22 protein-coding genes and 2 tRNA genes are annotated in these 23,469 nt (G+C 70.4%); 11 read left to right on the top strand and 13 right to left on the bottom strand.

Translation table 11 applies throughout. The features are described 5' to 3' along the window. Positions 1-328 precede the first annotated feature (328 nt). Entirely contained in the window at positions 329-1,390 is a 1,062-nt protein-coding gene (locus CLV40_RS10655) for an FAD-dependent oxidoreductase (RefSeq protein WP_104478677.1), read from the bottom strand. A gap of 62 nt (positions 1,391-1,452) precedes the next feature. On the opposite strand from CLV40_RS10655, the gene CLV40_RS10650 reads away from it, so the two are divergent. Continuing rightward, a complete protein-coding gene (locus CLV40_RS10650; protein ID WP_104478676.1) occupies positions 1,453-2,514 on the top strand; it encodes a WD40/YVTN/BNR-like repeat-containing protein in 1,062 nt (353 codons plus the stop codon). 73 nt (positions 2,515-2,587) lie between these two features. Here the strand turns inward: CLV40_RS10650 and CLV40_RS10645 are convergent, their stop codons facing one another. After that, on the bottom strand, positions 2,588-3,547 hold the full coding sequence (locus CLV40_RS10645) for a hypothetical protein (RefSeq protein WP_104478675.1): 960 nt from the start codon (positions 3,545-3,547) through the stop codon (positions 2,588-2,590). Between the two features lie 473 nt (positions 3,548-4,020). Between CLV40_RS10645 and CLV40_RS10640 the strand changes: the two genes are divergently transcribed. The 4 genes from CLV40_RS10640 (at position 4,021) to CLV40_RS10625 (ending at position 7,041) form a co-directional block, all read left to right on the top strand. Further along, the gene (locus tag CLV40_RS10640) at positions 4,021-4,716 is read left to right on the top strand and encodes a copper homeostasis protein CutC (RefSeq protein WP_245931203.1); all 696 of its coding nucleotides are present in this window, start codon (positions 4,021-4,023) and stop codon (positions 4,714-4,716) included. Between the two features lie 214 nt (positions 4,717-4,930). Next, positions 4,931-5,329 (top strand): OsmC family protein, encoded by a 399-nt coding sequence (locus CLV40_RS10635; protein ID WP_104478674.1) that lies wholly within the window; start codon positions 4,931-4,933, stop codon positions 5,327-5,329. Positions 5,330-5,340: 11 nt separating this feature from the next. After that, the gene (locus tag CLV40_RS10630) at positions 5,341-5,841 is read left to right on the top strand and encodes an NUDIX domain-containing protein (RefSeq protein ID WP_104478673.1); all 501 of its coding nucleotides are present in this window, start codon (positions 5,341-5,343) and stop codon (positions 5,839-5,841) included. Between the two features lie 216 nt (positions 5,842-6,057). Beyond that, on the top strand, positions 6,058-7,041 hold the full coding sequence (locus tag CLV40_RS10625) for a CobW family GTP-binding protein (RefSeq protein WP_245931202.1): 984 nt from the start codon (positions 6,058-6,060) through the stop codon (positions 7,039-7,041). 163 nt (positions 7,042-7,204) lie between these two features. Here CLV40_RS10625 and CLV40_RS10620 read toward each other — a convergent pair whose 3' ends face one another. Continuing rightward, positions 7,205-9,286: a glycosyl hydrolase family 18 protein gene (locus CLV40_RS10620; protein WP_245931201.1), complete on the bottom strand. Its 2,082-nt coding sequence runs from the start codon at positions 9,284-9,286 to the stop codon at positions 7,205-7,207. Positions 9,287-9,602: 316 nt separating this feature from the next. Between CLV40_RS10620 and CLV40_RS10615 the strand changes: the two genes are divergently transcribed. The 4 genes from CLV40_RS10615 to CLV40_RS10600 all read left to right on the top strand — a co-directional run bounded on the left by CLV40_RS10615 (position 9,603) and on the right by CLV40_RS10600 (position 12,646). Further along, on the top strand, positions 9,603-10,337 hold the full coding sequence (locus tag CLV40_RS10615; protein ID WP_104478670.1) for a tyrosine-protein phosphatase: 735 nt from the start codon (positions 9,603-9,605) through the stop codon (positions 10,335-10,337). Between the two features lie 50 nt (positions 10,338-10,387). Further along, complete coding sequence (locus tag CLV40_RS10610) at positions 10,388-10,798, top strand: VOC family protein (RefSeq protein ID WP_104478669.1); 411 nt, start codon at positions 10,388-10,390, stop codon at positions 10,796-10,798. A gap of 442 nt (positions 10,799-11,240) precedes the next feature. Then, positions 11,241-12,038: a metalloregulator ArsR/SmtB family transcription factor gene (locus CLV40_RS10605; RefSeq protein ID WP_104478668.1), complete on the top strand. Its 798-nt coding sequence runs from the start codon at positions 11,241-11,243 to the stop codon at positions 12,036-12,038. A gap of 20 nt (positions 12,039-12,058) precedes the next feature. Next, positions 12,059-12,646 carry a dihydrofolate reductase family protein gene (locus CLV40_RS10600; protein ID WP_104478667.1) on the top strand — a complete coding sequence of 196 codons (588 nt, stop codon included), beginning with the start codon at positions 12,059-12,061 and terminating at the stop codon, positions 12,644-12,646. Positions 12,647-13,016: 370 nt separating this feature from the next. Here the strand turns inward: CLV40_RS10600 and CLV40_RS10595 are convergent. Both CLV40_RS10595 and CLV40_RS10590 read right to left on the bottom strand, forming a co-directional pair. After that, positions 13,017-13,090 (bottom strand) — tRNA-Ile (locus tag CLV40_RS10595). 179 nt (positions 13,091-13,269) lie between these two features. Continuing rightward, positions 13,270-13,342 (bottom strand) — tRNA-Asn (locus CLV40_RS10590). A gap of 155 nt (positions 13,343-13,497) precedes the next feature. Between CLV40_RS10590 and CLV40_RS37870 the strand changes: the two genes are divergently transcribed. Beyond that, positions 13,498-13,662 carry a hypothetical protein gene (locus CLV40_RS37870; RefSeq protein WP_181043421.1) on the top strand — a complete coding sequence of 55 codons (165 nt, stop codon included), beginning with the start codon at positions 13,498-13,500 and terminating at the stop codon, positions 13,660-13,662. 8 nt (positions 13,663-13,670) lie between these two features. Here CLV40_RS37870 and CLV40_RS10585 read toward each other — a convergent pair whose 3' ends face one another. From CLV40_RS10585 to dnaG, 4 genes are all read right to left on the bottom strand, one after another. Beyond that, entirely contained in the window at positions 13,671-14,336 is a 666-nt protein-coding gene (locus tag CLV40_RS10585; RefSeq protein ID WP_104478666.1) for an MOSC domain-containing protein, read from the bottom strand. A 1-nt stretch (position 14,337) separates the two neighbouring features. Further along, positions 14,338-15,102 carry a trans-aconitate 2-methyltransferase gene (locus CLV40_RS10580; protein WP_104478665.1) on the bottom strand — a complete coding sequence of 255 codons (765 nt, stop codon included), beginning with the start codon at positions 15,100-15,102 and terminating at the stop codon, positions 14,338-14,340. A 51-nt stretch (positions 15,103-15,153) separates the two neighbouring features. Continuing rightward, positions 15,154-15,681, bottom strand: a complete 528-nt coding sequence (locus tag CLV40_RS10575) for a hypothetical protein (RefSeq protein WP_104478664.1) — start codon at positions 15,679-15,681, stop codon at positions 15,154-15,156. A 64-nt stretch (positions 15,682-15,745) separates the two neighbouring features. Next, positions 15,746-17,659 carry a DNA primase gene (gene dnaG / locus CLV40_RS10570; protein ID WP_104478774.1) on the bottom strand — a complete coding sequence of 638 codons (1,914 nt, stop codon included), beginning with the start codon at positions 17,657-17,659 and terminating at the stop codon, positions 15,746-15,748. Positions 17,660-17,754: 95 nt separating this feature from the next. Between dnaG and CLV40_RS10565 the strand changes: the two genes are divergently transcribed. After that, complete coding sequence (locus CLV40_RS10565; RefSeq protein WP_104478663.1) at positions 17,755-18,687, top strand: sigma-70 family RNA polymerase sigma factor; 933 nt, start codon at positions 17,755-17,757, stop codon at positions 18,685-18,687. 621 nt (positions 18,688-19,308) lie between these two features. Here the strand turns inward: CLV40_RS10565 and CLV40_RS10555 are convergent. The 4 genes from CLV40_RS10555 to CLV40_RS10540 form a co-directional block, all read right to left on the bottom strand. Next, on the bottom strand, positions 19,309-19,881 hold the full coding sequence (locus CLV40_RS10555; RefSeq protein WP_104478661.1) for a carboxymuconolactone decarboxylase family protein: 573 nt from the start codon (positions 19,879-19,881) through the stop codon (positions 19,309-19,311). Between the two features lie 564 nt (positions 19,882-20,445). Beyond that, positions 20,446-21,525: a serpin family protein gene (locus CLV40_RS10550; RefSeq protein ID WP_245931200.1), complete on the bottom strand. Its 1,080-nt coding sequence runs from the start codon at positions 21,523-21,525 to the stop codon at positions 20,446-20,448. A gap of 74 nt (positions 21,526-21,599) precedes the next feature. Then, entirely contained in the window at positions 21,600-22,865 is a 1,266-nt protein-coding gene (locus CLV40_RS10545; RefSeq protein WP_104478659.1) for a deoxyguanosinetriphosphate triphosphohydrolase, read from the bottom strand. Between the two features lie 18 nt (positions 22,866-22,883). Further along, positions 22,884-23,468, bottom strand: coding sequence for a YdcF family protein (locus CLV40_RS10540; RefSeq protein WP_104478773.1), 585 nt, complete (start codon positions 23,466-23,468; stop codon positions 22,884-22,886). Position 23,469 lies beyond the last annotated feature (1 nt).

Here is a 23,469-nt window from a genome sequence, read left to right as displayed (position 1 = left end):
CACCTGCTGATCACGCGCTCCGACCAACGCACAACCACGTCCCCGAAGCCCACCAGCAGCCCAAGTTCGTCCGGGCATCCTCACCGACACCACCAGGTCGCGGGCATTCGCAGCGCCGTGAACCTGTGCCGCCACGAATCCAACCTATGCCCCACATCGACGGGTTCCAGCCACAAACCACATATTGATCAAGCGACACCCACACCCCGCACAGCCCCCGCCCTCCTCTGGGGGGACAGCCCTGCTCCAGTCTATCGGGGCCGGGGTCGCGCGGAAGAGGTCGCGAACTCCTGTGGATGACCCCGGCGGATGGGGACAACCGGCCGTTTCAAGATCCAACGTGGGCGGGCGTGGGGTGCAGGAGGGTGCGTAGTTCCGTCGCGGCCGCGCGGCCTGCTCGGGTGGCGCCGATCGTGCTGGCGGACGGGCCGTAGCCGACGAGGTGGACGCGGGGGTCGGCGACGACTCGGGTGCCGTCCATGACGATGCCGCCGCCGTGGGTGCGCAGCGCCAAGGGGGCCAGGTGGTCCAGGGCGTGGCGGAAGCCGGTGGCCCACAGGATCGTGTCCGCCTCGACCACCCGGCCGTCGGCCCACGCCACCCCTCCGGGCACCAGTCGCTCGAACATCGGGTGGCGGGTGAGGGTGCCTTGGCGTTGGGCGGCCAGGACCTCCGGGGTCAGGCCAAGGCCGGTGACGCTCACGACGCTGGCGGGTACCTTCCCCGCCCGCACCGCCTCGTCGACCCTGGCCACGGCCGCGCGACCGTGCTCCGACGTGAACGGTCCCTCGTGCCACACCGGTGGGCGCCGGGTCACCCAGGTCGTCTCGGCGGCGACCTCCGCGATCTCGATCAGCGCCTGCACGGCGGATGTCCCGCCGCCGACCACGACCACGCGCTTGCCCTCGAACTCCTCCGGGCCGCGGTAGCCGGCGGTGTGCAGCTGCCTGCCGTCGAACCGGCCGGGGTAGTGCGGCCAGAACGGCTTGTCCCAGGTGCCGGTGGCGTTAACCACGGCTCGGGTGGTCCAGACCGCGCCATCGGCTTCCACTACGAGGTCCGCACCAGCCTCCCGTACGGCACGAACCGCGACGGGTCGTAGTACCGGGATGTCGAACTCGCGCTCGTAGTCGGCGAAGTAGTCCGCCACCACCTCCGACGCGGGCCTGGTCGGGTCGGCGCTCGGCAGCGCGAGACCGGGCAGGTCGTGAATACCGTGCACCCGCCCCAGGCGCAGCGACGGCCAGCGGTGCCGCCACGCACCGCCGGGGCCGGGGTTGGCGTCGAGCACGACGAACTCCAACCCGGCCCGCCGCAGGAAGTACGCCGCGGACAACCCCGCCTGCCCGGCACCGATCACGACCACGTCCACACCCGGTGCAACACCCATCGCCCGGATGGGCTTCCGTCGGCTGGGTCACACCGCGGTCATCAGGCACTAGTGTCCGGATCATGAAGCGATCCCTGATCATCGCCGCGCTCGTCGTGGTGGGCTCGGCCGCCTTACCCGGCGCCGCGTCCGCCACCGGGCACCCGCCGACCGTGAGCTGGCGGCTGTCCACCACCGGCACCGAGGCCCAGTTCCGCGGCCTGTCCGCCGTCAGCGACCGGGTGGCGTGGGCCAGCGGGACGGGCGGCACCGTGCTGCGCACCACCAACGGCGGGCGCGAGTGGCAGCGGTCGACGCCGCCCGGGACCGAGAAGCTGGAGCTGCGCGACGTCGAGGCGTTCGACTCGCGCACCGCCGTGGTGCTGAGCATCGGCCCCGGCGACCAGTCGCGCATCTTCCGCACCGGTGATGGCGGAACCACCTGGACCGAGGCGTTCCGCAACGCGGAGCCGACGGCGTTCTACGACTGCCTGGCCTTCTTCGACCGCGACCACGGCCTCGCGCTCAGCGACCCGGTCGACGGCAAGTTCCGCATCCTGTCCACTTCGGACGGCGGCCGGTCGTGGCGGCCGAACCCGTCCGACCGGGTTCCCGCCGCGCTCGAGGGCGAGTTCGCCTTCGCCGCCAGCGGGCAGTGCGTGACCACGTCCGGCCCGCGCGACGCGTGGATCGCGACCGGCGGCGGCGCGAAGGCGCGGGTGTTCCACTCGTCCGACCGCGGCCGGAGCTGGACCGTCAGCGACACCGTGCTGGCCAGCGGCGCCAGCGCGGGCGTGTTCGCCACCGCGTTCCGCGACCGCCGCACGGGCATCGCCGTCGGCGGCGACTACGGCAAACCCGACACCGCCGTCGACGCCCTCGCCACCACCCGCGACGGCGGGAAGACGTGGCAGAAGCCGAGCACCGCCCCGACCGGCTACCGCTCCGGGGTCACCTGGCACCCGTTCCTGCCGGGCGCCGCCATCGCCGTCGGCCCGTCGGGCAGCGACTACACCCTCGACAGCGGCAGGCACTGGCGCCAGTTCGACACGGGCAGCTTCGACACGGTCGACTGCGCCGCCGACGGCGCCTGCTGGGCCTCCGGCACCAAGGGCCGGATCGCGAAACTCCACTTGGGACACTGACGAGCGCCGGGTGGGGTCGACCGGCCCCACCCGGCCAGCCCATCGGGTGGGGTATTCGGTCCATAGCGGACGGTCAGGTGAACTGGCCGGGGAGCGGGCCGCGGTCGAAGCGGCCCTTGTTGAGCAATTCCACGAAATGCTTGTCGAGGTAGCAGTCCTGGTGGGTGCCGTCCAGCAGCCCGATGGCCTCGGCCTCCGCTTCCCCGATGAGCACCGGGAGTTGGTCCCGGCCGACGCGGGCGCCCCACTCCCCGTGGCGCTGGCCCGAGGGCAGCCGGGCCGGGACGTAGTCGGCCACGGGGTCGGGGAACAGCGCGAGCAGTGACTCCTCGTGCGCGACCGTCGGCCAGCGCCCCTCGGCGATGGCGTCGTGGATCACCCGGACGGGGACGCGGCGAGGACGCTGAGTGGTGGGGTCGCCGAGTTCCGGGGTCGGATGGGCGCCCGCTAGCAGGCCGAGGACCACATCCCCGAGCCCCGTGGCCAGGACTACGGCCAGGTGGTGACCCGCTTCACCCGGGATCGCCAGCACGTCACCCGGACGAGGGCGGGGGACGCGGACCGGCAGGTCGACCGACAGCGCGGCCACGTCCTTGGCCTCGACGTCGGCGAACGCCACCTCCCCGGCCTGGAGCGCGTTGAGCAGGCCTTTCGCCACGATGTCGACGGGGAGCACGCCGTCGCTGTGCGGGTGCAGGCCGCGGATCATGGCGGTCAGCCACTCGGTCGTCTCGGCGAACGCGACGTCACCCAGTTCGGCGACGCGGCCCCGCACGCGCTCGGCGCACCGGTAGCCGTAGTCGACACCGCCAACCAGGGTCGCGCGCAGCGGCACCGGGGTCGGCAGGAACTCCAACTCCTCGATGCCCGGCATCGACCAGGCGACGATGTCCAGGTACTCGCCCAGGCGGGGCGGCTCGCCGATCTCGTGGACGAAGGCGCGCATCGGCTCGACCAGCCACTCGAGCGCGGTGTCGCGTTCCTCGACCGGCGCCCACGCGGCGGCGATCCGGTCCATCTCGTCCGGTGTCACGCGCCCTTCGTACTCCCCGGACGCGGGAATAGCGGACCAATGTCACCAGACCGGGTGACACCCGTGCCGCCCCTTTCGCGGTCAAGCACGAACTGCTATGTACACCACACGCTCCGTGAGCGACCGGTCGGCCCGCGCCGTCCGAGCCGGGATAAACACCACTCGACCGTGGACCGTCCGGCCCATGTGGATAACACCCGAAAAGCAGCGCTGTTCAGTTCACGAACGCTAACAGATATGTGGTCTGGACCACTATTCGAGATCATTCGTGGTACACCATTCCTTGCCCATGCCGATGGGCTGGAACCGGTGTCGCACAGGAGGATCGTGGGCGCTATGGCTATGTATTATGTGGTCTGGACCACCTTTCCCGGTAGGGGGTCGTGGTCCGGGTGCGCGGAAAGCCAACCACGTGGTGGGATTTTTCGACCCTGGGCGTCGCGGCGACCGGTGGGGGCCGGATGATGGGCGCCGTGACCGTTTCGCCGCCGCAGAGCGGTTTGCTGGAGATCATCGCCCTGACCGTCGCCGACGCGGTGGCCGCGCAGGACGGCGGCGCCGACCGGATCGAGGTCGTCGCCGAGATGGACCGGGACGGGCTGACCCCGAGGCCGGAGCTGGTGGCCGAGATGCGGGCCGCCGTGGACATCCCGCTGCGCATCATGGTGCGCGGCACGGACGGCTTCACCGCCGACGCCGACGAGCTGGCCAGGCTGCTGGCCGTGGTCGCCGAGCTGCGCGCGGCGGGCGCCGAGGAGTTCGTCCTCGGCTTCCTCACCGAGGACGGGCACGTGGACCTGGAGGCGACCCGGGTCGTGGTCGAGTCACTGGACGGCTGCCCGTGGACCTTCCACCGCGCGGTCGACCACGCCGCCGACACCGAGCGCGCCTGGGCCGACCTGCGCGGCCTCCCCGGCCTGGACACCGTGCTCACCGCCGGTTCCGCGCGCGGGCTGGAGGACGGCCTCCCCCGCCTCGCCGCCCGCGACGACTGGCGCGAGTGCGGCGTGCGGCTGCTGGCCGGTGGCGGGCTCAAGCACGCGCACGTGCCGGGCCTGCGCTCGATCGGCGTCACCGCGATCCACGCGGGCGGCCTGGTCCGGGACAGCTGGGACAGCCCGGTCGACTCGACCCGGGTCCGCGCCCTGCGCGAGCTGCTCGACGCCTGACCCGACGCGGCGCACCTCCGAGCCGGGGCTCCACCTGGCCAGGTCCAGGCGCGAGGGGTCCCCGCCCAGGGGGAACCCCTGATGCCAAGCCCAAGCGCGGCGGCAGGCGGGTGGCCGGGGTCGGCTCGGGGCTGTGGATAACCTCGGCGCATGTGGAGGGAGCCCCGATCTCCCCCACCGGCGCGCCGCGACCGGCGGCGGAGAGGGGTTCGACATGACCACCGTTCGCACGCGGCGCACCGGTGCGCACGTGTTCACCGCCACCAACGACCGGGGTGCGAGCGTCGAGGTGGGGCGGGCCGGGCAGGACGGGGTGTTCAGCCCGGTCGAGTTGCTGCTGGCCGCCGCCGCGACCTGCGTCGGGGTGACCGCCGAGCAGCTGGTGCTGCGGCGCACGGGCGGTGGCCTGGCCGTGGACGCCACCGACGTGCGCCCCGACGGCGCCCACCAGCTCGACGGCGTGCGCCTCGACGTCGAACTGGACGCGTCCGGGTTGGACGACGCCGCGCGGGCGGAGCTGCTCGACGTCGTCACCCGGGCGGTGGAGGCGCTGTGCACGGTCACCCGCACCCTCAAGCAGCCCACAACGGTGGAGACAGTCCACAACTGGTAGATCATCACCGCATGACGAAGAACTCCCACTGCGCGTACTGCGGCACCGCGTACCCCACCGACCTGCCGTGGCCGCGCCGGTGCGCCGGGTGCGGGCAGACCTCCTACCTCAACCCCGTGCCGGTCGCCGTCCTGCTGCTGCCGGTCGACGACGGGCTGCTGGTCGTCCGCCGCGACGTCGAGCCCCGGCGCGGTGCGCTCGCCCTGCCCGGCGGCTTCATCGATCTGGGTGAGTCCTGGCAGGCCGCGGCCGCGCGGGAGCTGCGCGAGGAGGCGGGCATCGAGGTCGACCCGGCCGCCGTCCGGCTGTTCGACGCGTTGAGCGCCCCAGACGGCACGCTGCTCGTGTTCGGCTTGGCCCCCGCGGTGGCCGGGTCGGCGCTGCCGCCGTCCACCCCGACCGACGAGACCACCGGCTGGGAGCTGGTGCGCGAACCGACCACCCTGGCGTTTCCGCTGCACACGACGGTGGTGGCCACCTACTTCGACCAGGTGTCGACCAAAGTGGACTGACCGCCCCGGCGGGCTCCCCCGAAGGTCGGACGCGGACCTCATCCCCCGGCGTGATGACCGCCGGGGGCCGGGTGCCTAGCGTTGTCGTCAGGTCGATTGGGGGATCGGTCAGCGGGGGAACTGGGGGTGATGGCCCCCGCCGGGTCGGGACGTCCGGCGGGGGCCACCCCCCGTAGCGGCCCAGCGGAGATCATCCGGGTTCACTACCCTCGGCGCGTGCACATCCCGGTCGTAGTGGTCGCGGGCTTCCTCGGCTCCGGCAAGACAACCCTCCTCAACCACCTCCTGCGCACCGCGGGCGGTCTGCGCATCGGTGTCGTGGTCAACGACTTCGGCAAGGTCAACATCGACGCGATGACCGTGGCCGCGCAGGTCGACTCCATGGTGACCCTCGGCAACGGCTGCCTGTGCTGCGCGGTCGACGCGGCCGACCTGGACGCGATGCTCGACCGCATAGCGCGCCCGGACGGGCCGGTGGACGTGATCGTGGTGGAGGCCAGCGGGCTCGCCGAGCCACCCGCGATGGTGCGGCTGGTGCTGGCGAGCGAGAACCCGCACATCCGCTACGGCGGGCTGGTCGAGGTGGTCGACGCGGCGGAGTTCCCGGCGACCCGGGAGCGGCACCCGCAGCTGGACCGGCACATCAAGCAGGCGGACCTGGTGCTGCTGAACAAGGTCGACCGCGCGGCGGATGGCGTGCTGGAGCTGGTGCGGGACCTGGCGGGCGGCGTCCCGGTGGTGCCGACCGAGTACGGGCGGGTGGACCCGGGTCTGCTGTTCGACCGCGTGGCCCGGGTGGAGCCGGAGGTGCGCCAGTTGACGCTGGACGACCTGCTGCCGCACGAGGAGCACGTGCACGCGGGCTACTCGAGCGTCGAGTTCGCCGACCCGCGCCCGATGAACCCGTTGCGCTTCGCCCGGTTCCTGGCGGAGCGGCCCGCGGGTGTCTACCGGATGAAGGGTTTCGCGCACTTCGGGGTGCCGGGCTTCGAGGAGCCGTACCTGGTGCAGACGGTCGGCAAGGCGGTGTGGCTCGCGGCGGCACCGGAGGCCAAGCGGCGCAACGAGTTGGTGGTGATCGGATCCGAACTGGACGAGTCGGCCCTGCGCCGGGGTCTCGACGAGTCGCTTGAGGACGCCCCGGAGTCGGTGGACCCGTTGGACATGGCCTCGATCACCCGGTTCCTGCCCAGGGTCTGAGCAAACCAAGATCGCGAGCTGTCCACAGGCTTGATCGCTACCCGGCGGTACCGTCGGTCCCCGCCGGTAGCCTGGATTCCGGGGGCCGGCGGCAACCCCAGGCCGCGAAGCCAAGGTGGCGGACGCCTGCAGGCGCCCGCCACCTTGTCCGTTCGGGTGGTGCTTACTTGATGCCGTGCTTGGTGGTGGCGAGCTTCTGCACTGCCTTGACCGACGACGAGATGCTGAAGTCGTCGGCGTAGACGGCGCCCTGGCCGTACCAGCCGTGGGTGTAGATCGTCACGGTGCCGTTGGCGCCGGTGGTGAAGGGCAGCGTCACCTCCTGCCAGTCGCTGGCGACGGTCCAGGTGGTGGCGCTGGCGCCGCCGCGGACGCCGAGGTAGGCGTAGTTGCCGCGCAGCCAGGCGCGCAGCGTGTACGACTTGTTCGGCTCCAGGGTGACCTGCTGGCTGGCCTCACCGGTGCTCGAGTTGCTCGCACCGACGGAGAGGGCGTGGCCGCCGCCGTGGGTGGGCGAGGTGACGACGGTGGTGCCGTCGACCGCGGTCCACGGGGCCAGCACGCCGGACTCGAAGTCACCGTTGGCCACGGAACCACCCGGGGTGCCGCCCTGCACGGTCACGGTGAACGAGGTGCTGTGCTTGCCCGAGGGCGCCGAGCCGCCGACCGAGAAGGTGTACTTGCCCGGGGTGGCGTTGCCCGCGGCGGTCACGGTGATGGTGGCCGAGTTGCCCGCGGTGACGCTGGTCGGGTTGATGGTGGCGGAGACACCGCTCTGCGGCTTGGTCAGGCTCAGCGCGATGGTCTGCGCGTTGCCGCCGGTGACCGCGGTGGTCAGCTGGGTGGTGGCGGTGCTGCCGGTGGCGACGGTGACCTCGGCCGGGTTGACCGCGAGCGAGAAGTCGTTGCCCGGCTGGGTGCCGTTGACCTTGACCGAGACGGTGGCGGACTTGCTGCCGGAGGCGGCGGAGCCGGTCACGGTGAAGGTGTAGGTGCCCGGGGTCGCGTTGGCCGCGGCGGCGAAGGTGACGGTGGCCGAGCCGCCCGCGGTGACGCTACCGGGGGTGACGGTCGGGGTGACGCCGCCCTGGGCCGAACCGGCCGACAGCGAGACGGTCTGCGCGTTGCCCGCGGTGACCGCGGTGGTGATCGTGGCGGTACCGGACTTGCCCGGGTCGATCGACACCGACGCGGGGTTCACGCCGAGGGAGAAGTCGTCGGTCGGGTTCTGCGTGCCGCTGGTGTACTGCGAGAAGGTCTTGCTGAAGTAGTACAGGTCCTGCGCGATGCCGGAGCAGTCGTCGCGGGCGGCACCGCCGGGGCAGTTGCCGTTGTCGCGCTGGAGGGCCCAGAACGACAGGGTGTTGATGTTCTTCTCCTTGGCCCACGCGAGGACGGTGTTCGCGTCGGCGGTGGTGAAGGTCTCGGCCGGGCCGAAGTCGTCGACGCCGATCATCTCGGTGATGCCGACCATCTGCCACAGCTGCGCCTGGGTCTTGCTCGGGTACAGCTGGCCGAGGTAGGTGACCAGGGCCTGGCCCGCGGTCTTGGTGTCGTTGGCCATGTTGTGGGTGCCGGCGTTGTCGTAGTAGTCGAACGTCATGATGTTGACGACGTCGATCTCAGCGCCGTTGGTCACCGCGTTGCGCAGCAGGTTCCGACCGCTGTCGGCCAGACCCTGAACGGTCGTGGGCAGCGTGTAGGAGAACTGGATCTGGCGGCCGTTGGCCTTCGCCCAGTCCTTGGTGATCTTGATGGCCTTGTTGCGGCGGTCGACACCGGCGGTGTTCTCGATCGAGTCGGCCTCGATGTCGAGGTCGATCCGGCTGATGTCGTAGGTGGTGATCAGCCGCTGCCACTCGCCCGAGATCTTGTTGACGTCGGTGCAGCTGTCGGCGATCTCGGTGCCGGTGGTGTCGGCGGTGTAGCCGCCGAACGACGGGATGACGTCACCGCCGTTGTTCTGGATGGTCTTGATCGCCGCGCCGAAGGTGGCCTGGCCGATCGGCATGCTGGTGTCGCCGTTCCACAGCGCCGTGCAGGAACCCGGGCTGGCGGTCTGCAGGAAGGCCATGGTCAGGTGCTTCGCGCCGGACGCGGCCGAGAGCGTGGCCGGGTTCTCCCCGGTCCAGGCCTCGAAGTAGGGCGCGAACACCCGGGCGGGCAACGGCTTGGCCGCGGACTGCGCGGCGTCGGCCGAGGTGCCGACCACGACGCCGGTGACGGTGGCGGCGGTGGCGACCATGGTTAGTAGGGAAAACAGTTTTCTGGACAGCCGCATCGTGCGCTCCAGTGCAGGGAAAGGGGTCACAACCGGGCGGACAACCCCGGTCGCGGTGGTGCTACCCAAAATTGGACTAGACCAAAGCCGATGTCAAGACCGTTGCGTCAGACGGTCATCGAACTAGGTCGGAAAACGGGAAACCGACCCAAGCGGGCATTTGCCCCAACAGGAAAACCGTTATCTTGAGAACAGAGTTAATACAAAGGCGAGGAGCCTGGCAATTCACCCGAAATATCCGGCGGCGTACCAGGGCGGCGCGCGGCTAGGGTCGGGCACCGTGCGTAGACACCTCGACTTCGACCGCCTGCACAACTTCCGCGACCTCGGCGGTTACCCGACCGCGGACGGCGGCGCGGTCCGCTGGGGTCTGCTGTACCGCTCGGACTCGCTCGGCAAGCTCGCCGGGACCGACCTGGACCGATTCCGGGAACTCGACGTGCGGACGGTGATCGACCTGCGGCACGACTACGAGATCGCCGCGCGCGGGCGGGTGCCCGCGCTGCCCGGTCTGGTGTACCACCACCTGCCGATCGAGCACCGCGCGTTCGACCAGACCGGTCTCGACTCCGCGGTCGACCCCGGCCGGTACCTGGCGGACCGCTACCTGGAGTACGCCGAGGACGGGGTGGTGGAACTGCGGGCCGCGCTGACCGCGCTGGCCGAGCCGGGGACCGCGGTGTTCCACTGCGCGTCGGGCAAGGACCGCACGGGGGTGCTGGCGGCGCTGGTGCTGGCGCTGGTCGGGGTGTCGGAGTCCGACGTCGTCGCCGACTTCGCGCTGACCGGGCTGGCGACCGAACGGCTGGTGGCCGACTGGCGAGCGGAGAACGAAGGTCGCCCGCCCGCGTGGCACTGGTACGGCCACGCGCCCGCGGAGACCATGCGCTTGTTCCTCGCGGACCTGCTGGCCGAGCACGGCTCGGTCGCGGACTACGTGCTCGGACCGGTGGGTCTGGCACCGTCCGTGGTGGACCGCCTGCGCACCCGGCTCACGTTGTCGCCCCCCGCCTGATCTGCGACGATGCCGCCGTCACACAGACCGTCCCCCAGGAGTGGATCACGATGGCGAAGCGGCTCAACCCCTACATCAACTTCTCCGGCAACGCGCGCGAGGCGCTGGAGTGCTACCAGGGCGTGTTCGGCGGCGAACTGGCGCTCAACACCTTCGGCGCGTTCGGCGGCGACGAGAGCATCGCCGACAACATCATGCACGGCATGCTGGAGGCCGAGGACGGCTTCACGCTGATGGGTTCCGACCTGGCGCCGGGCATGACCCACCAGCCGGGCACCAACATCACCATCAGCCTCAGCGGCGACGAGCGCGACAAGCTGCTCGGCTACTGGGCGAAGCTCAGCGACGGCGGCCAGATCACGGTGCCGCTGGAGAAGCAGATGTGGGGCGACGAGTTCGGCCAGGTCACCGACCGGTTCGGCATCCAGTGGATGGTCAACATCCTGGGCTCGGCCTCCTGAACGGCGCGTTCGAGGAGGCCACCGGCCCACCGCGGGCCGAGCTGCGCGCGCACCGCAACCGCATGCTCGGCCCACCCCCTTCCTTCCTTGACGCCAAAACACACCAAACGACCACAAAATACGCAGCCGCCTGAAAACGCGGCGACATCGTCACCCTCCTGACGAACGACGCGCACTACGCCACACCCGAGCGACACTACGGCCGCAGGGAAGTCCACGCGTTCCCGGAAACCCCCGCCTATCGCCGATGCTTCCTCCCGGCGCGCCAATGGCCGGACAGCTTTCGGCACCCGCATCAGCCGCTACCGGGCCGCGATGACCCTCGAGGTCGACCCCACGTCCGCAAGGCCCCCGCCCTCAGCCTCCCCGGCCCCAGCGTCACCCGTCGATCACCAGAAGTATTCCTTGACACGAATATTCACTATGAGGAATGCTTCTAGTCATGGAGGACATCGCCTCGGCACTCGGGGACGCCGCACGCTGGCAGATCGTGGAGCTGCTGGCCACGCGACCACGGTCGGTCGGCGAGTTGGCCGAGCTGACCGGGTTGCGGCAGCCGCAAACCACGAAACACCTGCAGACCCTGGCGCGCGTCGGCCTGGTCGCGGTCCACCCGCTGGGGCAACGGCGGGTCTACGCCATCGAGCCCGGCCCGCTGGCCGACTTCGCGAGCCGCGTGCGGGCGCTGGTCGAGATCGCCGAGGCACACCAGGGCGAACTGGACGTCATCGCGCGCTACCGGGCCGCCATCGAGGTCGAGACGGTGGCAGCGGACCAGGACCGATGGGCCGACGGCCGCACCTTCTCCTTCGAGCGAGCACTGGCCGCACCCCCGGACGTCGTGTGGCGGCACTGGGTCGACCCGGCGCTGCTCGGCTCCTGGTGGGCCCCACCCCCCATGACGGTCTCCGAGTGCGTCCTGGAGCCAAAACCGGGCGGACAGGCGGTCCTTGAATACCGCGACGCCGACGGCCGATACCGATCCGAGGGCCGAGTCCGCACCGCGGTACCGCTGGAGCACCTGGAGTTCACCCTCTCGGTCCTCAACGAAACCGGGGTCGTCTCCTTCACCGGCCACTACGACATCCACCTCGCCCCCACCCCGGAGGGCACCCAACTCCGCGTCGACCTCCGGATCACCGACTCGACGGTCGAGTCCGCCCCCTACATCGCGGGCATCGGCACCGGCTGGGCCCAGGTGCTCGACCAACTCGTCCACGCCATCAACGCTTCCCACTGAACCGCAAAGGAACCACCGCCATGCCCCGCAAGGTGACCGCCAACATCAACATCACCCTCGACGGCCGCTACAACGGCCCCGCAGGCCCAGGCGACCTGGGCGCGATCGTCCCGTACGCGGTCACCGACGTGGCCCGCGACCACTTGACCCGCATCTGGAACGGCGCCACAACCGCCGTCCTGGGCCGCAACTGCGCGGAGGGCTTCCTGGGCTTCTGGCCGTCGGTCGCCACGGACGAAACCGCCGACCCCCGCGACCGCGCCTACGCGAAGTGGCTGGTGGACGTGGAAAAGCTAGTCCTCTCCACAACCCTGACCACGGCCCCCTGGAACAACACCCGCGTCGTCAACGCCCCCGCCACCGACGTCATCACCGACCTCAAAACAACCGGCGAAGGCGACATCCTCGTCAACGTCAGCCCAACCGTCCTCAAGCCCCTACTGGCCGCCGACCTCATCGACCGCCTGCACCTGATCACCACCCCGGAGATCGCAGGCGGCGGCACCCCCCTCTTCACCACAAACCTCCCGAGTACCAAGTGGACCCTCATCCACCTATCCCGTGGCCCCCACGGCGAAATCGCCACCACCTACGACCGTGCCAGGTAATAACCGTCCACAACAGACACCCCAGCCGCAAACTCCCCACCACCACACCACCCCCGGCAACGGCCCACTCACGCCGCCCACACCCACACACAACCCCAACTAGCCCCGCACCCACATCAACCGGCCCGGCGAACCCGCCGCCCGACCCCGCAAACCCCGTCACCGGCCCGACAGTCTCGCCACCCGGTTCCGGCGAACGCACACCCATCCCGCGCCGGTTCCCCCCGCCACTTCCCCACGCTGGTCCCCCGCCACTCCCCCACGCTGGGTCGGGAGAAGCTCGCACCGTGGAGGTCTGGGGGCTCGGCCCCCAGAATCGATGACGGACGCCATGTCCACGCAGTCCGTGGACATGGGTAGCCCAAGTCCGTGGGGCGGGTGGGACTCGAACCCACGGCCCAAGGATTATGAGTCCTCTGCTCTAACCGGCTGAGCTACCGCCCCCAACCCGGAGGATCTTACCCAGGGTGTGCGTCCGGGGAGCGAGGATGGCGCGACTTGATCAACTCTGGTCGAGAAGTCGCTAGATCGGGTGAACGCCAGGAGTTACGGGCCGTCATAGCGGTAACCGCGTGCGCCACAACGAGAAGAACCCCAGGTCAACGACCTGGGGTTCTTCTCGGCTCCTCCAGCTGGACTCGAACCAGCAACCCTTCGATTAACAGTCGAATGCTCTGCCAATTGAGCTATGGAGGAAGGGCACCTCCGCCGGGGGTTCAACCCGACGGAGGTAACTCTAGCGCATACCCGCCACTCGGTTTTGCGGGGTACCCCGTAGCTGCCCGGAGCGGTGATCGCCCGCGTGCGGCAGGATGGTGCGACGGCGCGGGTCGACGAGGGTGGAGGTGCCGGTGTTCGGATTCCTGGTGGGTGCCGGGGTGGGGTACGTGCTCGGGGCGAAGGCGGGGCGCGGGCGGTACGAGCAGATCCTGCGCACGTACCGGCGGATCGTCGACCACCCGGCGGTCCAGGGCGCCGCGGGCATCGCCCGGGCCAAGATCGGCGGCAAGGGCTAGCACCCGCGTCACCCGAACCGCACCACGTCCCCCGTTCCCATGACACCCGGTCGGCGGACGGTGGCGTACACGCCGAAGGTCATGTCCTGCGGGGCGAGGTTCCGCAACAGGTCGACGGCGGGCAACTCGCCTTGGGCGTGGTCGAGCATCACGCACCGGATCACCGGACGGGTGATCTCCAGTTCGGCGGTGCCGACGGTCAGCCGCCTGCCGATCCACTCGTCCTCGACCCGGTCCTCGCCGTCGACATCGATCACGATGTTGGGCCGGGCGCGCTCCCATTCCGCGCCCAGCCACCGCAGCGAGGCGGTGGTGACCAGGTGGACGGGTCCCGCGTCGAGGTGCGGGACCTCGCCTTCCTCGACGACGGTCACCGGCTGCCCGACCACCTCGGACACGGCCTCGTGCACCTTCTCGTCGACCGTGGCGTACTCGCGGCCGTCGGGTAACCCGACGACGGTGTGCACGCCCCAGACGCGTTTGGACCACATGTCCAGCAGGCGCGGTAAGCGGGTGAACCGGTTGGTGCTCTTCCCGGACCCGAGCTTCCCGTTCGCCGCGCGGAGGGCCCACCGGCGGTCGTCCACCGCGCCCCGGCCGTCGACCTCCAGCACCTCGACCGATTCGCCCCGCAGCGACTTCACGGGGTAGCGGGCCAGGATTCCGACGCGCACGTCAGCGGATCCGGGCGACGAAGAAGACCCGGCGGAACGGGAACCAGGTCGTGCCGTCCGGCCGCCGCGGGTACGCCTCGGCCAGCCGCGGCGCCAGGGCCGTGCGGAACTCCTGCCAGTCGTCGTCGGCCAGGGTCGCGCGGATCGGGCGCAGGGCCGTGCCGGTGATCCACTCGAGCACCGCGTCCGGACCGTCGAGGCGCTGCAGGTAGGTGGTCTCCCAGGCGTCGACCTCGCAGCCCGCTTCGGTGAGCAGTTCGGCGTAGCCCTCCGGCGGGAGCGTCGCGTCCTCCTCGCGCAGCCGCACCGGCTCCAGCCGGTCGAACCACTCGGGCTCGGCCACCAGCTCACGCAGCAGGGCGTGGGAGGGGGCGTTGAAGTTGCCCGGCACCTGCACGCCGAGCCAGGCGCCGGACGGCAGCGCCCGCGCCCACCGGCTCAGCAGCTCGGGGTGCCCGGGCACCCACTGCAGGGCCGCGTTGCTGATCACCACCTCGACGTCCTCGTCGGGCACCCACTCGCGCAGGTCGGCGACCTCGGCGGCGACGCCGCGCGTCCGGGCGGCGGCGACCATCTCCGCCGAGGTGTCGATCGCCGTGAGCCGGGTGTTGGGCCAGCGCTGCGACATGGTGATGGTCAGGTTGCCCGGGCCGCAGCCCAGGTCGACCACGGCGCGCGGGCTCTCGGCGCGCACCCGGCCGAGCAGGTCGAAGAACGGCCTGGCCCGGTGGTCGCTGAAGCTCAGGTACTTCGCGGGGTCCCACATCGACGCCTCCAAGCAAACCGTACGTACGTACTGTTTACCTTAACGCGTCCATCAGCCGTCCGCGAGTCCCTGGTTGATCTTCGCTGCCACGTCCTCGGCGATGGACCGCGCCAACTCCACGTCGGTACCCGGGTCGGGGCGCACCTGCAACACGGTGCCGTCGCGACCGGGGACCTTGCGCTGGACGAACCAGGCGCCGCCACCGGGCAGGTCGCGGTGGTGGCGGGAGCGGATCGAGCTGGTCACCCGCCGGTGGACGGCGAGCGGCAGCTTCCCGGGCTGCGCCAGCACGAAGCGCCGCGGCGCGCGGTCGGCGAGCACCACGGCCTCACCCGTCCGGTCGATCTCGTCGGCCTCGATCACGACGAACACCCCGTCGCCCCAGGTCGCCTTCGACACCAGGTGCCAGCCGACGCGGCGGGCGCCGTCGCCGTCGGGGATCCACAGTCCCAAGGAGGTCGCGACCAGGTAGCCGCCACCGCGCACCTCGGCCCAGGCCGCGACCCCCTCGGCGCGGTCGAGCACGCCCGCGAAACCCCTGGGCAGGCCGCCGAACAGCCGGGACAGGAACGTGGTCATGCCCGCCCCCGAAGTCCACCTGAGCAGGGGTCACCGTGTCGAGGGACGCGCCGGGACGCGGGGGTCAACCTATGCCCCCGTATTCCTGCTTGCTCTTCAGCGCCTTGCGCCACTCTTCCATTGCTACCAGATCCCCCCACAGAGCCCGCGCCTCGTCGGGGTGCTCGACTGGCGAGAGTCGCTGAAGCCGGGACTTGATCTCGGCAATCTGCCTGGCGACCAACTCGAGTTGAAGGCCAGCCAACACGCCCGAGGCGAATCGTTCGATCGACGGGTTGCGCACCGGCAACGGAATCGGTTCAACGGCCAGCTCGTGAGCGAGCCTGCGTACTACAGGTGAGGCGCAGTGCTTGACGACTGCTGCTAGCCACTCTGCGCCGGCCAGCCCTAACGCGGTGCCTCCGGCCGTTAGCACGGCTGTGTGCAGGGCTGCGTAGGCAGGATCAGTGAAGGCATCCACAGGCATCGAGTCGTAGACCGGGCCAGCAAGCGCTGGCTCCTGCAGCGCGATCTTGAGCACACCGCGCTGGGCCTCCAGCGACTTGTTTTCCGGATTGGGACGAGGCGGTCCCTCTACTTCTACACCGAGTGCAGCCTGGTCAGGGTCGGTGGAGCGTACTCGCCGCTTGCTAGTGGAAACCCCGACACCTGCCAACTCCCGCACTCGGCGCACCACGACTAGTGCATCGTCCCAGCCAACCCAGCCCGAAAGCTGGCGGGCGTACTCGTCGCGCAGTGAATGGTCCTTGATCTGGGCAACCAGCGGTGCAGTGCGACGCAGAGCCTCAAGCCGACCCTCGGCAGTGTCGAGGTCGTAGGAGGCCAACTCAGCGCGGATGGCGAAGGCAAACAGGGGATGTCTGCGCGCGACAAGGTCCCTCACGGCGACGTCACCCCTCGCTTGGCGCAAGTCACACGGATCCATGCCATCAGGGGCGATGGCGATGAAGGTCTGCGCGGCGAACTCCTGTTCGCCGTCGTCGAAGGCCTTTCTAGCCGCCTTCTGGCCCGCCTCATCGCCGTCAAAGGTGAAGATCACCTCGCCGCGGAAAGTGTCGTCGTCCATTAGGAACCGGCGCAGCACCTTGATGTGCTCACCGCCGAACGCCGTCCCGCACGAGGCGACGGCCGTCGGCACACCGGCGACGTGCATCGCCATGACGTCGGTGTAGCCCTCGACGACCACGACCTGGTGCCGCTTGGCGATCTCCCGCTTGGCCACGTCGAGCCCGAAGAGCACCTGGGACTTCTTGTAGATCGGGCTCTCGCTGGTGTTGAGGTACTTGGCCTGGATCTGGTCGTCGTCGAACAACCGCCGGGCCCCGAACCCGACCACGTCGCCGCCGATGTCCTTGATCGGCCACAGCAGCCTGCGGTGGAACCGGTCGATCGGCCCCTGCCTGCCCTCCTTGGCCAACCCGCCCTTGATCAGCTCGGCCACCTCGAAGCCACGCCCGAGCAGGTGCTTGGTCAGCTTGTCCCAGCCACCGGGCGCGAACCCGCAGCCGAAAGCGGTCGCCACGGCCTCGTCGAACCCGCGCTCGGCCAGGAACTCCCGCGCCTTCACCGCGTCGGGGGTGCGCAGCTGCTCGGCGTAGAACTCGGCCGCCGCCTTGTGCGCGTCGACCAGGCGGGACCGCGTGCCCCGGTCGCGCTGCACGCTCGTGCCGCCGCCCTCGTAGGTCAGCTGCAACCCGACCCGCTCGGCGAGCCGCTCCACGGCCTCGACGAAGGACAGGTGGTCGAGCTTCATCACGAAGGCGATGACGTCGCCGCCCTCACCGCACCCGAAGCAGTGGAACGTGCCGTGCGTGGAGCGGACGTTGAACGAGGGCGTCTTCTCGTCGTGGAACGGGCACAGCCCCTTGAGCGCGCCACCACCCGCGCGCCGGAGTTGGACGTACTCGCCCACGACCTCGTCGATCCGGCTGCGCTCGCGGACCTGCGCTATGTCACTCTCCCGGATACGTCCAGCCACAGTCGTCGAGTGTATGCGGCGCCCCCGACCGGGCATCGCCGACGTCACCCCCGACGACCGGCCCGCGGCGGCCGCGGCGTCATTACGATGACGGGGTGAGCGTCACCGACACCGCGCTGGCCGAGCGGTTCTCCGAGCACCGAGACCACCTGGTCGGTGTCGCCTACCGGCTGACCGGCAGCCGCTCCGACGCCGAGGACGCGGTGCAGGAAGCCTGGCTGCGACTGTCCGCTGTGGACGAACAAGCCCGCGAGGGGATCCGCGAACTGCGGGCCTGGCTGACCACCGTCGTCGGCCGCCTGTGCCTGGACCGCCTCCGCTCCGCCACCGCCCGCCGCGAGCGCTACGTCGGCCCGTGGCTCCCCGAACCGGTGGTCACCCCGTTCGGCACGGCACCGAGCGAGGACCCCCTGGACATCGCCGTCCGCGACGACGGCGTCCGGATGGCGGCCCTCGTGGTCCTGGACCGCCTGACCCCGGAACAACGCGTCGCCCTGGTCCTGCACGACGCCTTCGACCTCCCGTTCGCCGAAATCGCCGCGACGCTGGGTTGCACCGACGCCACAGCCCGTCAACACGCCTCCCGCGCCCGCCGAGCCGTGGCCCAAGCCGACCCACCCCCACGCATCGCCCTCGAAGAACAGCGCGAGGTCCTGGAGCGCTTCGTGGCCGCCATCGCCGCGGGCGACCTGTCCCGGGTGGTGGCCCTGCTGCACCCGGACGCCGCCCTGATCGCCGACAGCGGCGGCAAGGCCCGCGCCGCCCGCCGCTCCGTCCTCGGCCCGGACAACATCGCCCGCTTCTACCTGGGCCTACGCCGCCGCTACGACGAACTCGTCTTCAACGGCGCACCCATCCTGGTCAACGGCGACCTGGGCGCGTACCTACCCCCGCTCCCCGCAGGCGAAGCCCACCACGGCCGCGACGCCCGAGTGGCCACCTTCGCCATCCGCGACGGCCTGATCTACGCCATCTACGACATCGCCAACCCGGACAAACTGACCGGCCTCAACCTCCCCACTCCCTGATCCAACCCCACCACCCATCAACCCCTACACCGATCGCCAATGTCCACACTGGACACAACCGAGTCGCCGACTCGCCGCCAAGCTCCACGCCACGCGCATGCCGCGCCCACGCAAGACACGGCCCACGGCCCACGGCCCACGGCCCACGGCCCACGGCCCACGGCCCACGGCCCACGGCCCACGGCCCACGGCCCACGGCCCACGGCCCACGGCCCACGGCCCACGGCCCACGGCCCACGGCGAGCATGCCGCAGCGCACCCACCGCGCCGTCGGCCCGGTGGATTCGGTCACCAGTGTCCGCACCACGACCTCCACGGCGCCGTGCACGGACTCCGCGCACTCCTCGGCGCCCTACACCTGCCGAGACCACCGAGCCGTCGTGACCGCACGGATCGCGGTGGCGCACACGGCCACAGTCTTCGTGCGCCCGTGGGCAGCACCCATCCGGCGACCGCCGCCATGCGCGCGGCAACCACCGACGCCACAACGCTCAGCACGCCAAGCCCGGGACGTGGCGTCCAGCCCCGTAACCCGCGTCTTCCACGACTTCGCCAGCCGCGACCGGCGCGCCCCGGTGAAGCGCCGACCGCGCGCCGACCCCTGCCGCTGCCGACCGGGGCCTAGGCGCCGGAGGTGGGCACCCGGCAGGCGGCGCCCGAGGTGAAGCCCTGGTCGGTGATGCCCAGTGCGTGGTTCATCCGCGCGCGCTGGTTTTCCAGCGCTATGTGGTAGGTCAGCTCGATCACTCCCTTCTTGCCGAATGCCGTGGTCAACTCGGTCACCTGCTCGTCGGTGACCGTCATGGGGTTCGCCGTCATCGCGTCGGCGTAGGCGATCGCGAGGCGTTCCTTGTAGGAGTACGCCTCCGCGGTGGCGTACTCCTCAATGTGCTTGAGGCGCTCGATGTCCAGGCCCTCCAGGCGTTGCAGCATGGTGCCGAAGTCGACGCACCACGAGCAGCCGACCGTCTGCGCCACCCGGTACACCGCGAGTTCCCGGACGTTCGCGGGCAGCGCCTTCGACGCCCGCTGCACGCTCAGCTCGTGCCTCACGGACGCCAGCAGCAACCCGCGGTGATGGGCCGTGACAGCGAACGGTTCCGGCACGGCGCCGAACCGCTTCTTGGCGAACCAGAACAAGACCCGCAGCACCGGTCCCGCCTGACCCGCACTGACCCCGGTGATCCTTGGCATGTGCCCTCCCCGTGTGCGCGGCCCCGATCCAGCCGTTCACCACGAGGACGACACACCCCCGCCAGGTGTGACAAGCCAGCCACGGGTCCGTGCCGAGAGACCCGCCACAGCAGCCTTCGCCACACGCCAGCGGAGCGGACCACGCCACGGACACCACCCCGCACTCAGACAGCGCCCTATAACTCGACATCACAACCAGCAGGATGATGACGAGTTCAGCCCGGCACCAGGTGGCACACGTGGCGTGGCGTTCGGCCACCCGAGCAGTCCCGACCGTGTTGCGCGGTATGCGCCATGTGCCGAAGGCCAGCAGTCCTCCGTCGTGCGAGTCCGGACTCGCACGACGACGACCGCGTCATCGCCTCCAGCCACTCGAACATGGCGCGTCGAGCCGCGGTACCCATGGTCGACTCGCTCACCGCTCACACACGATCGGTCACCTCACCGCCGATCAGCACCCGGCAACGACCCACAGGGCACTGCCTGGAAGAACCGGATGCCCTCAGGGCACCGTCTCAGCCGCCAGGGCACCCTGGCAGCCGGGGCCTCCCTGCCTGGCGGCGGTCAGGACGGGTCGGTAACGCGCGCGAGGAAATAGATCACCCCCGTCCCCTTGTGCCGGACCACCACCAGGAACGGGCGGTTGACCTCGACCTCGACCTCCGTCTGGACCAGCGACACCATTCGCATGACGACCGCCGTGGCCGCGGCGCCCTCGAACCCGTCCTCATCGACCTTCAGCACCGACTCGTGCAGCACGCGCTGCACGGCCAGCCGTTCGGAGCTGATGCCCGTGAGGTCGGCGGAGTCGGTGAACACCGTTCGCACGCCGACTTCTCGCAACGGTGCCGTGAGGTCGGCGCGCGTGGTGATCTCCAACTTCGGAAGGGCCAACTGGACCTGCCGGGGTTCGGGAGCCGACAGGAGATCGGAGAGCGAACCCGCCGTCAAGGCCGCCTCCGACTCCGCCAGCTCCTCGTCGGGAAGCAGGATCACCGCTTCCACTCCCCCGACCGCGGGCAGGCCGACGACCTGCCACCCGTCCCGGTGGGCGTACCCGATGCGCTCGTTGAGCGACATCGCGGGCACCTCCGCCGTTCGCCCCGCGGTGGCGAACGGCAAAGGCGTGGTCGGCGTGAACCTGTTGTGCCAGGCACACTTCAGGTACAGCGCGTTGACCAAAGAGGACACCGTGTCCGCGGTGAAGGTCCCGAACGGCACCAGTTCGGGGATCAGCCCCCGCGTCGTCTCCGCCACGTCGGCGTTGATCTCCCGACGCGCCTTCTCCGGCTCGGCCCGGAACGGCGCGTTGCGCACCACGCCGCCGGACCAGCTCGCCAACTCCTCGGCGAAACCGGATTCGATGGGTACGGAGGCGTCCGCCCACAGGGTGTTCGCCACCGCGATGACCGGCTGCTCCTCGTCCGGCCGGGGCTGCTCCAGCGAGCCCGCCGCGCCCAACTCGGCACCGGTCTCACCGAGTTCGCCGAGCAGGACGGCGAGTTCGTCGAGACTGGCTCCCTTGGCCCCGCGGGCGAGCAGGGTCAGGGCGCTGGCCACCGAGAACGGGGACCAGCAAACCTGCTGGGCCGGGTCCGACGCGACGGCCCGGTGCAGGTCGAGGGTGAAACCGAGATGTGACACGGTGGCTCCTGACGGATGTCCGATTCCTCTTCCGTGCCTCGAGTGTGCCGGCTCACCAAACCCGGCGAAGAAAGTTATCCACAGGCCTTGTGCCAGAGCATTGCCTGCTGGTCCGTGAGGGAAGCGACCTGGTCAACGACCACTCGCAGCCGTTGCGCGTCGTCCTCGGCCGCCAGCCAGGAGGGTTGGAAAGCGGGTTCGAGAGCAGCGGGCGCGCGGTCGAGGAGGGCGGCGACCAGTTCGGTGACGACCTGCCGCTGGCGTTGCTGCAACGCCAGCCGATCGGGGTCGCTCATCACGTAGCGCACCGCCATGGCCTTGAGCAACGCGACCTCGGCGGCGACGCGCGGCGGCACGACGAGCCCCGCGGCGTGTCGGACCAGCGGGCCGTCGCCGTACTCGGCGCGCGTCCCGGTCACCGCGGCGGCGGCGAATCGGCCGACGAGTTCACTGGTCAACCGCTTGAGCGCTACCTGCGCGGCCAACGAGCCGTCGTACTCGCGCGCGACCAACTCGCCCACTACGGGAAGTTCCAGCAGCCCTACCGCGGCTTCCCCCAACGACGAGGCCGATTCCACGGAGAAGTGCTTCGCCGCCAACTGGGCGACGACCGCGCGTTCCGAGGTGTCCGCCAGCGCGGATAACGAGATCCGACCCGAACGCACACCGTCCTCGACGTCGTGCACCGAGTAGGCGACGTCGTCGGACCAGTCCATCACCTGCGCCTCGACGCAGCGCTGGTCACCCGAGACCTCTTCGCGGATCCACGTGAAGACCGCCAAATCGTCGTCGTAGACGCCGAACTTCACCGTGCCGGGACGACGGGGCCACGGGTACTTCGTGGCGGCATCCAGCGACGCGCGGGTCAGGTTGAGACCGTGAGGCGAACCGTCGTCACCGAGGACTTTGGGTTCGAGGCGGGTCAGGATGCGCAGCGTCTGCGCGTTGCCCTCAAACCCGCCGCACGGCTGGGCGACGACGTCGAGAGCTCGTTCGCCGTTGTGCCCGAAAGGCGGGTGGCCGATGTCGTGGGCAAGCCCGGCGGTGTCGACGATGTCCGGGTCGCACCCGAGTTCGTCGGCAATACCTCGTCCGATTTGGGCTACTTCCAGCGAGTGGGTCAACCGCGTTCGCGGGATGCCGTGCACCTCTGTGCCCTCATTGGGCCCCACGACCTGGGTCTTACCCGCCAGGCGCCGTAGTGCCGCCGAATGCAGCACCCGCGCGCGATCCCGGTCGAACGCGCTGCGTGACGCGCTGAACGTGCCCGGTAGCACCGCCCCCTTGGGAGGTTCGACGTAGAGGCGCTCGCGGTCGTGGTCGGTGTAACCGGGATTCACAAGGGGAGACTACGTCGGTCAGCCGACTTCTTCGTCAATCGCGATACCGTCGGCGGAGGCGTTGGTGGACCGGTAGTAGAGCAGGGCGGCGGTCTCGCGCAGGATGTACTTGGCCTGCGTCTCGCGGGTCTGCACGATCGGACCGGAGTGGGTCGGCGAGGTCCAGGCGTCGATGCCCGCGTCCTTGGCCATCGTGCGGGCGCGTAGCGAGTGCCACGGGTCGCTGACGATCACCGCGGTCTCCCAACCGCGGTGGCGCACCTCGGCGGCGACGGCCTGGAGTGTGCCCAACGTGTCGTTGCCCTCGCCCACGCCGATTACGCGATCCGCAGGCACCCCGTGCGCGATGAGCCATTTACGACCAGCCTCGGCCTCGGTGTACCTATCGCCCGCACGCCGCCCACCGCCGGTCACGACGTAAGGGGCTACACCTTGGTCGAAGAGCGTCTTGGCTTGGCGTAACCGGGCTTCGAGGACCTTGGACGGCTTGCCCGCGTATTGGGCCGCGCCGAGAACCACTACGGCGTCGGCGTGTTCGCGGTCGTCGACGCGGGCGACCTGCCAGACGCGGAACGCCGTGCCGCCCACCACGAGCACGCCCATC

Origin of the sequence: Actinokineospora auranticolor (assembly GCF_002934265.1) — a bacterium.
Lineage (GTDB): Bacteria > Actinomycetota > Actinomycetes > Mycobacteriales > Pseudonocardiaceae > Actinokineospora > Actinokineospora auranticolor.
Note: the sequence above shows the minus strand (reverse complement) of the source record. Positions and strands in the feature narration are given on the sequence as shown.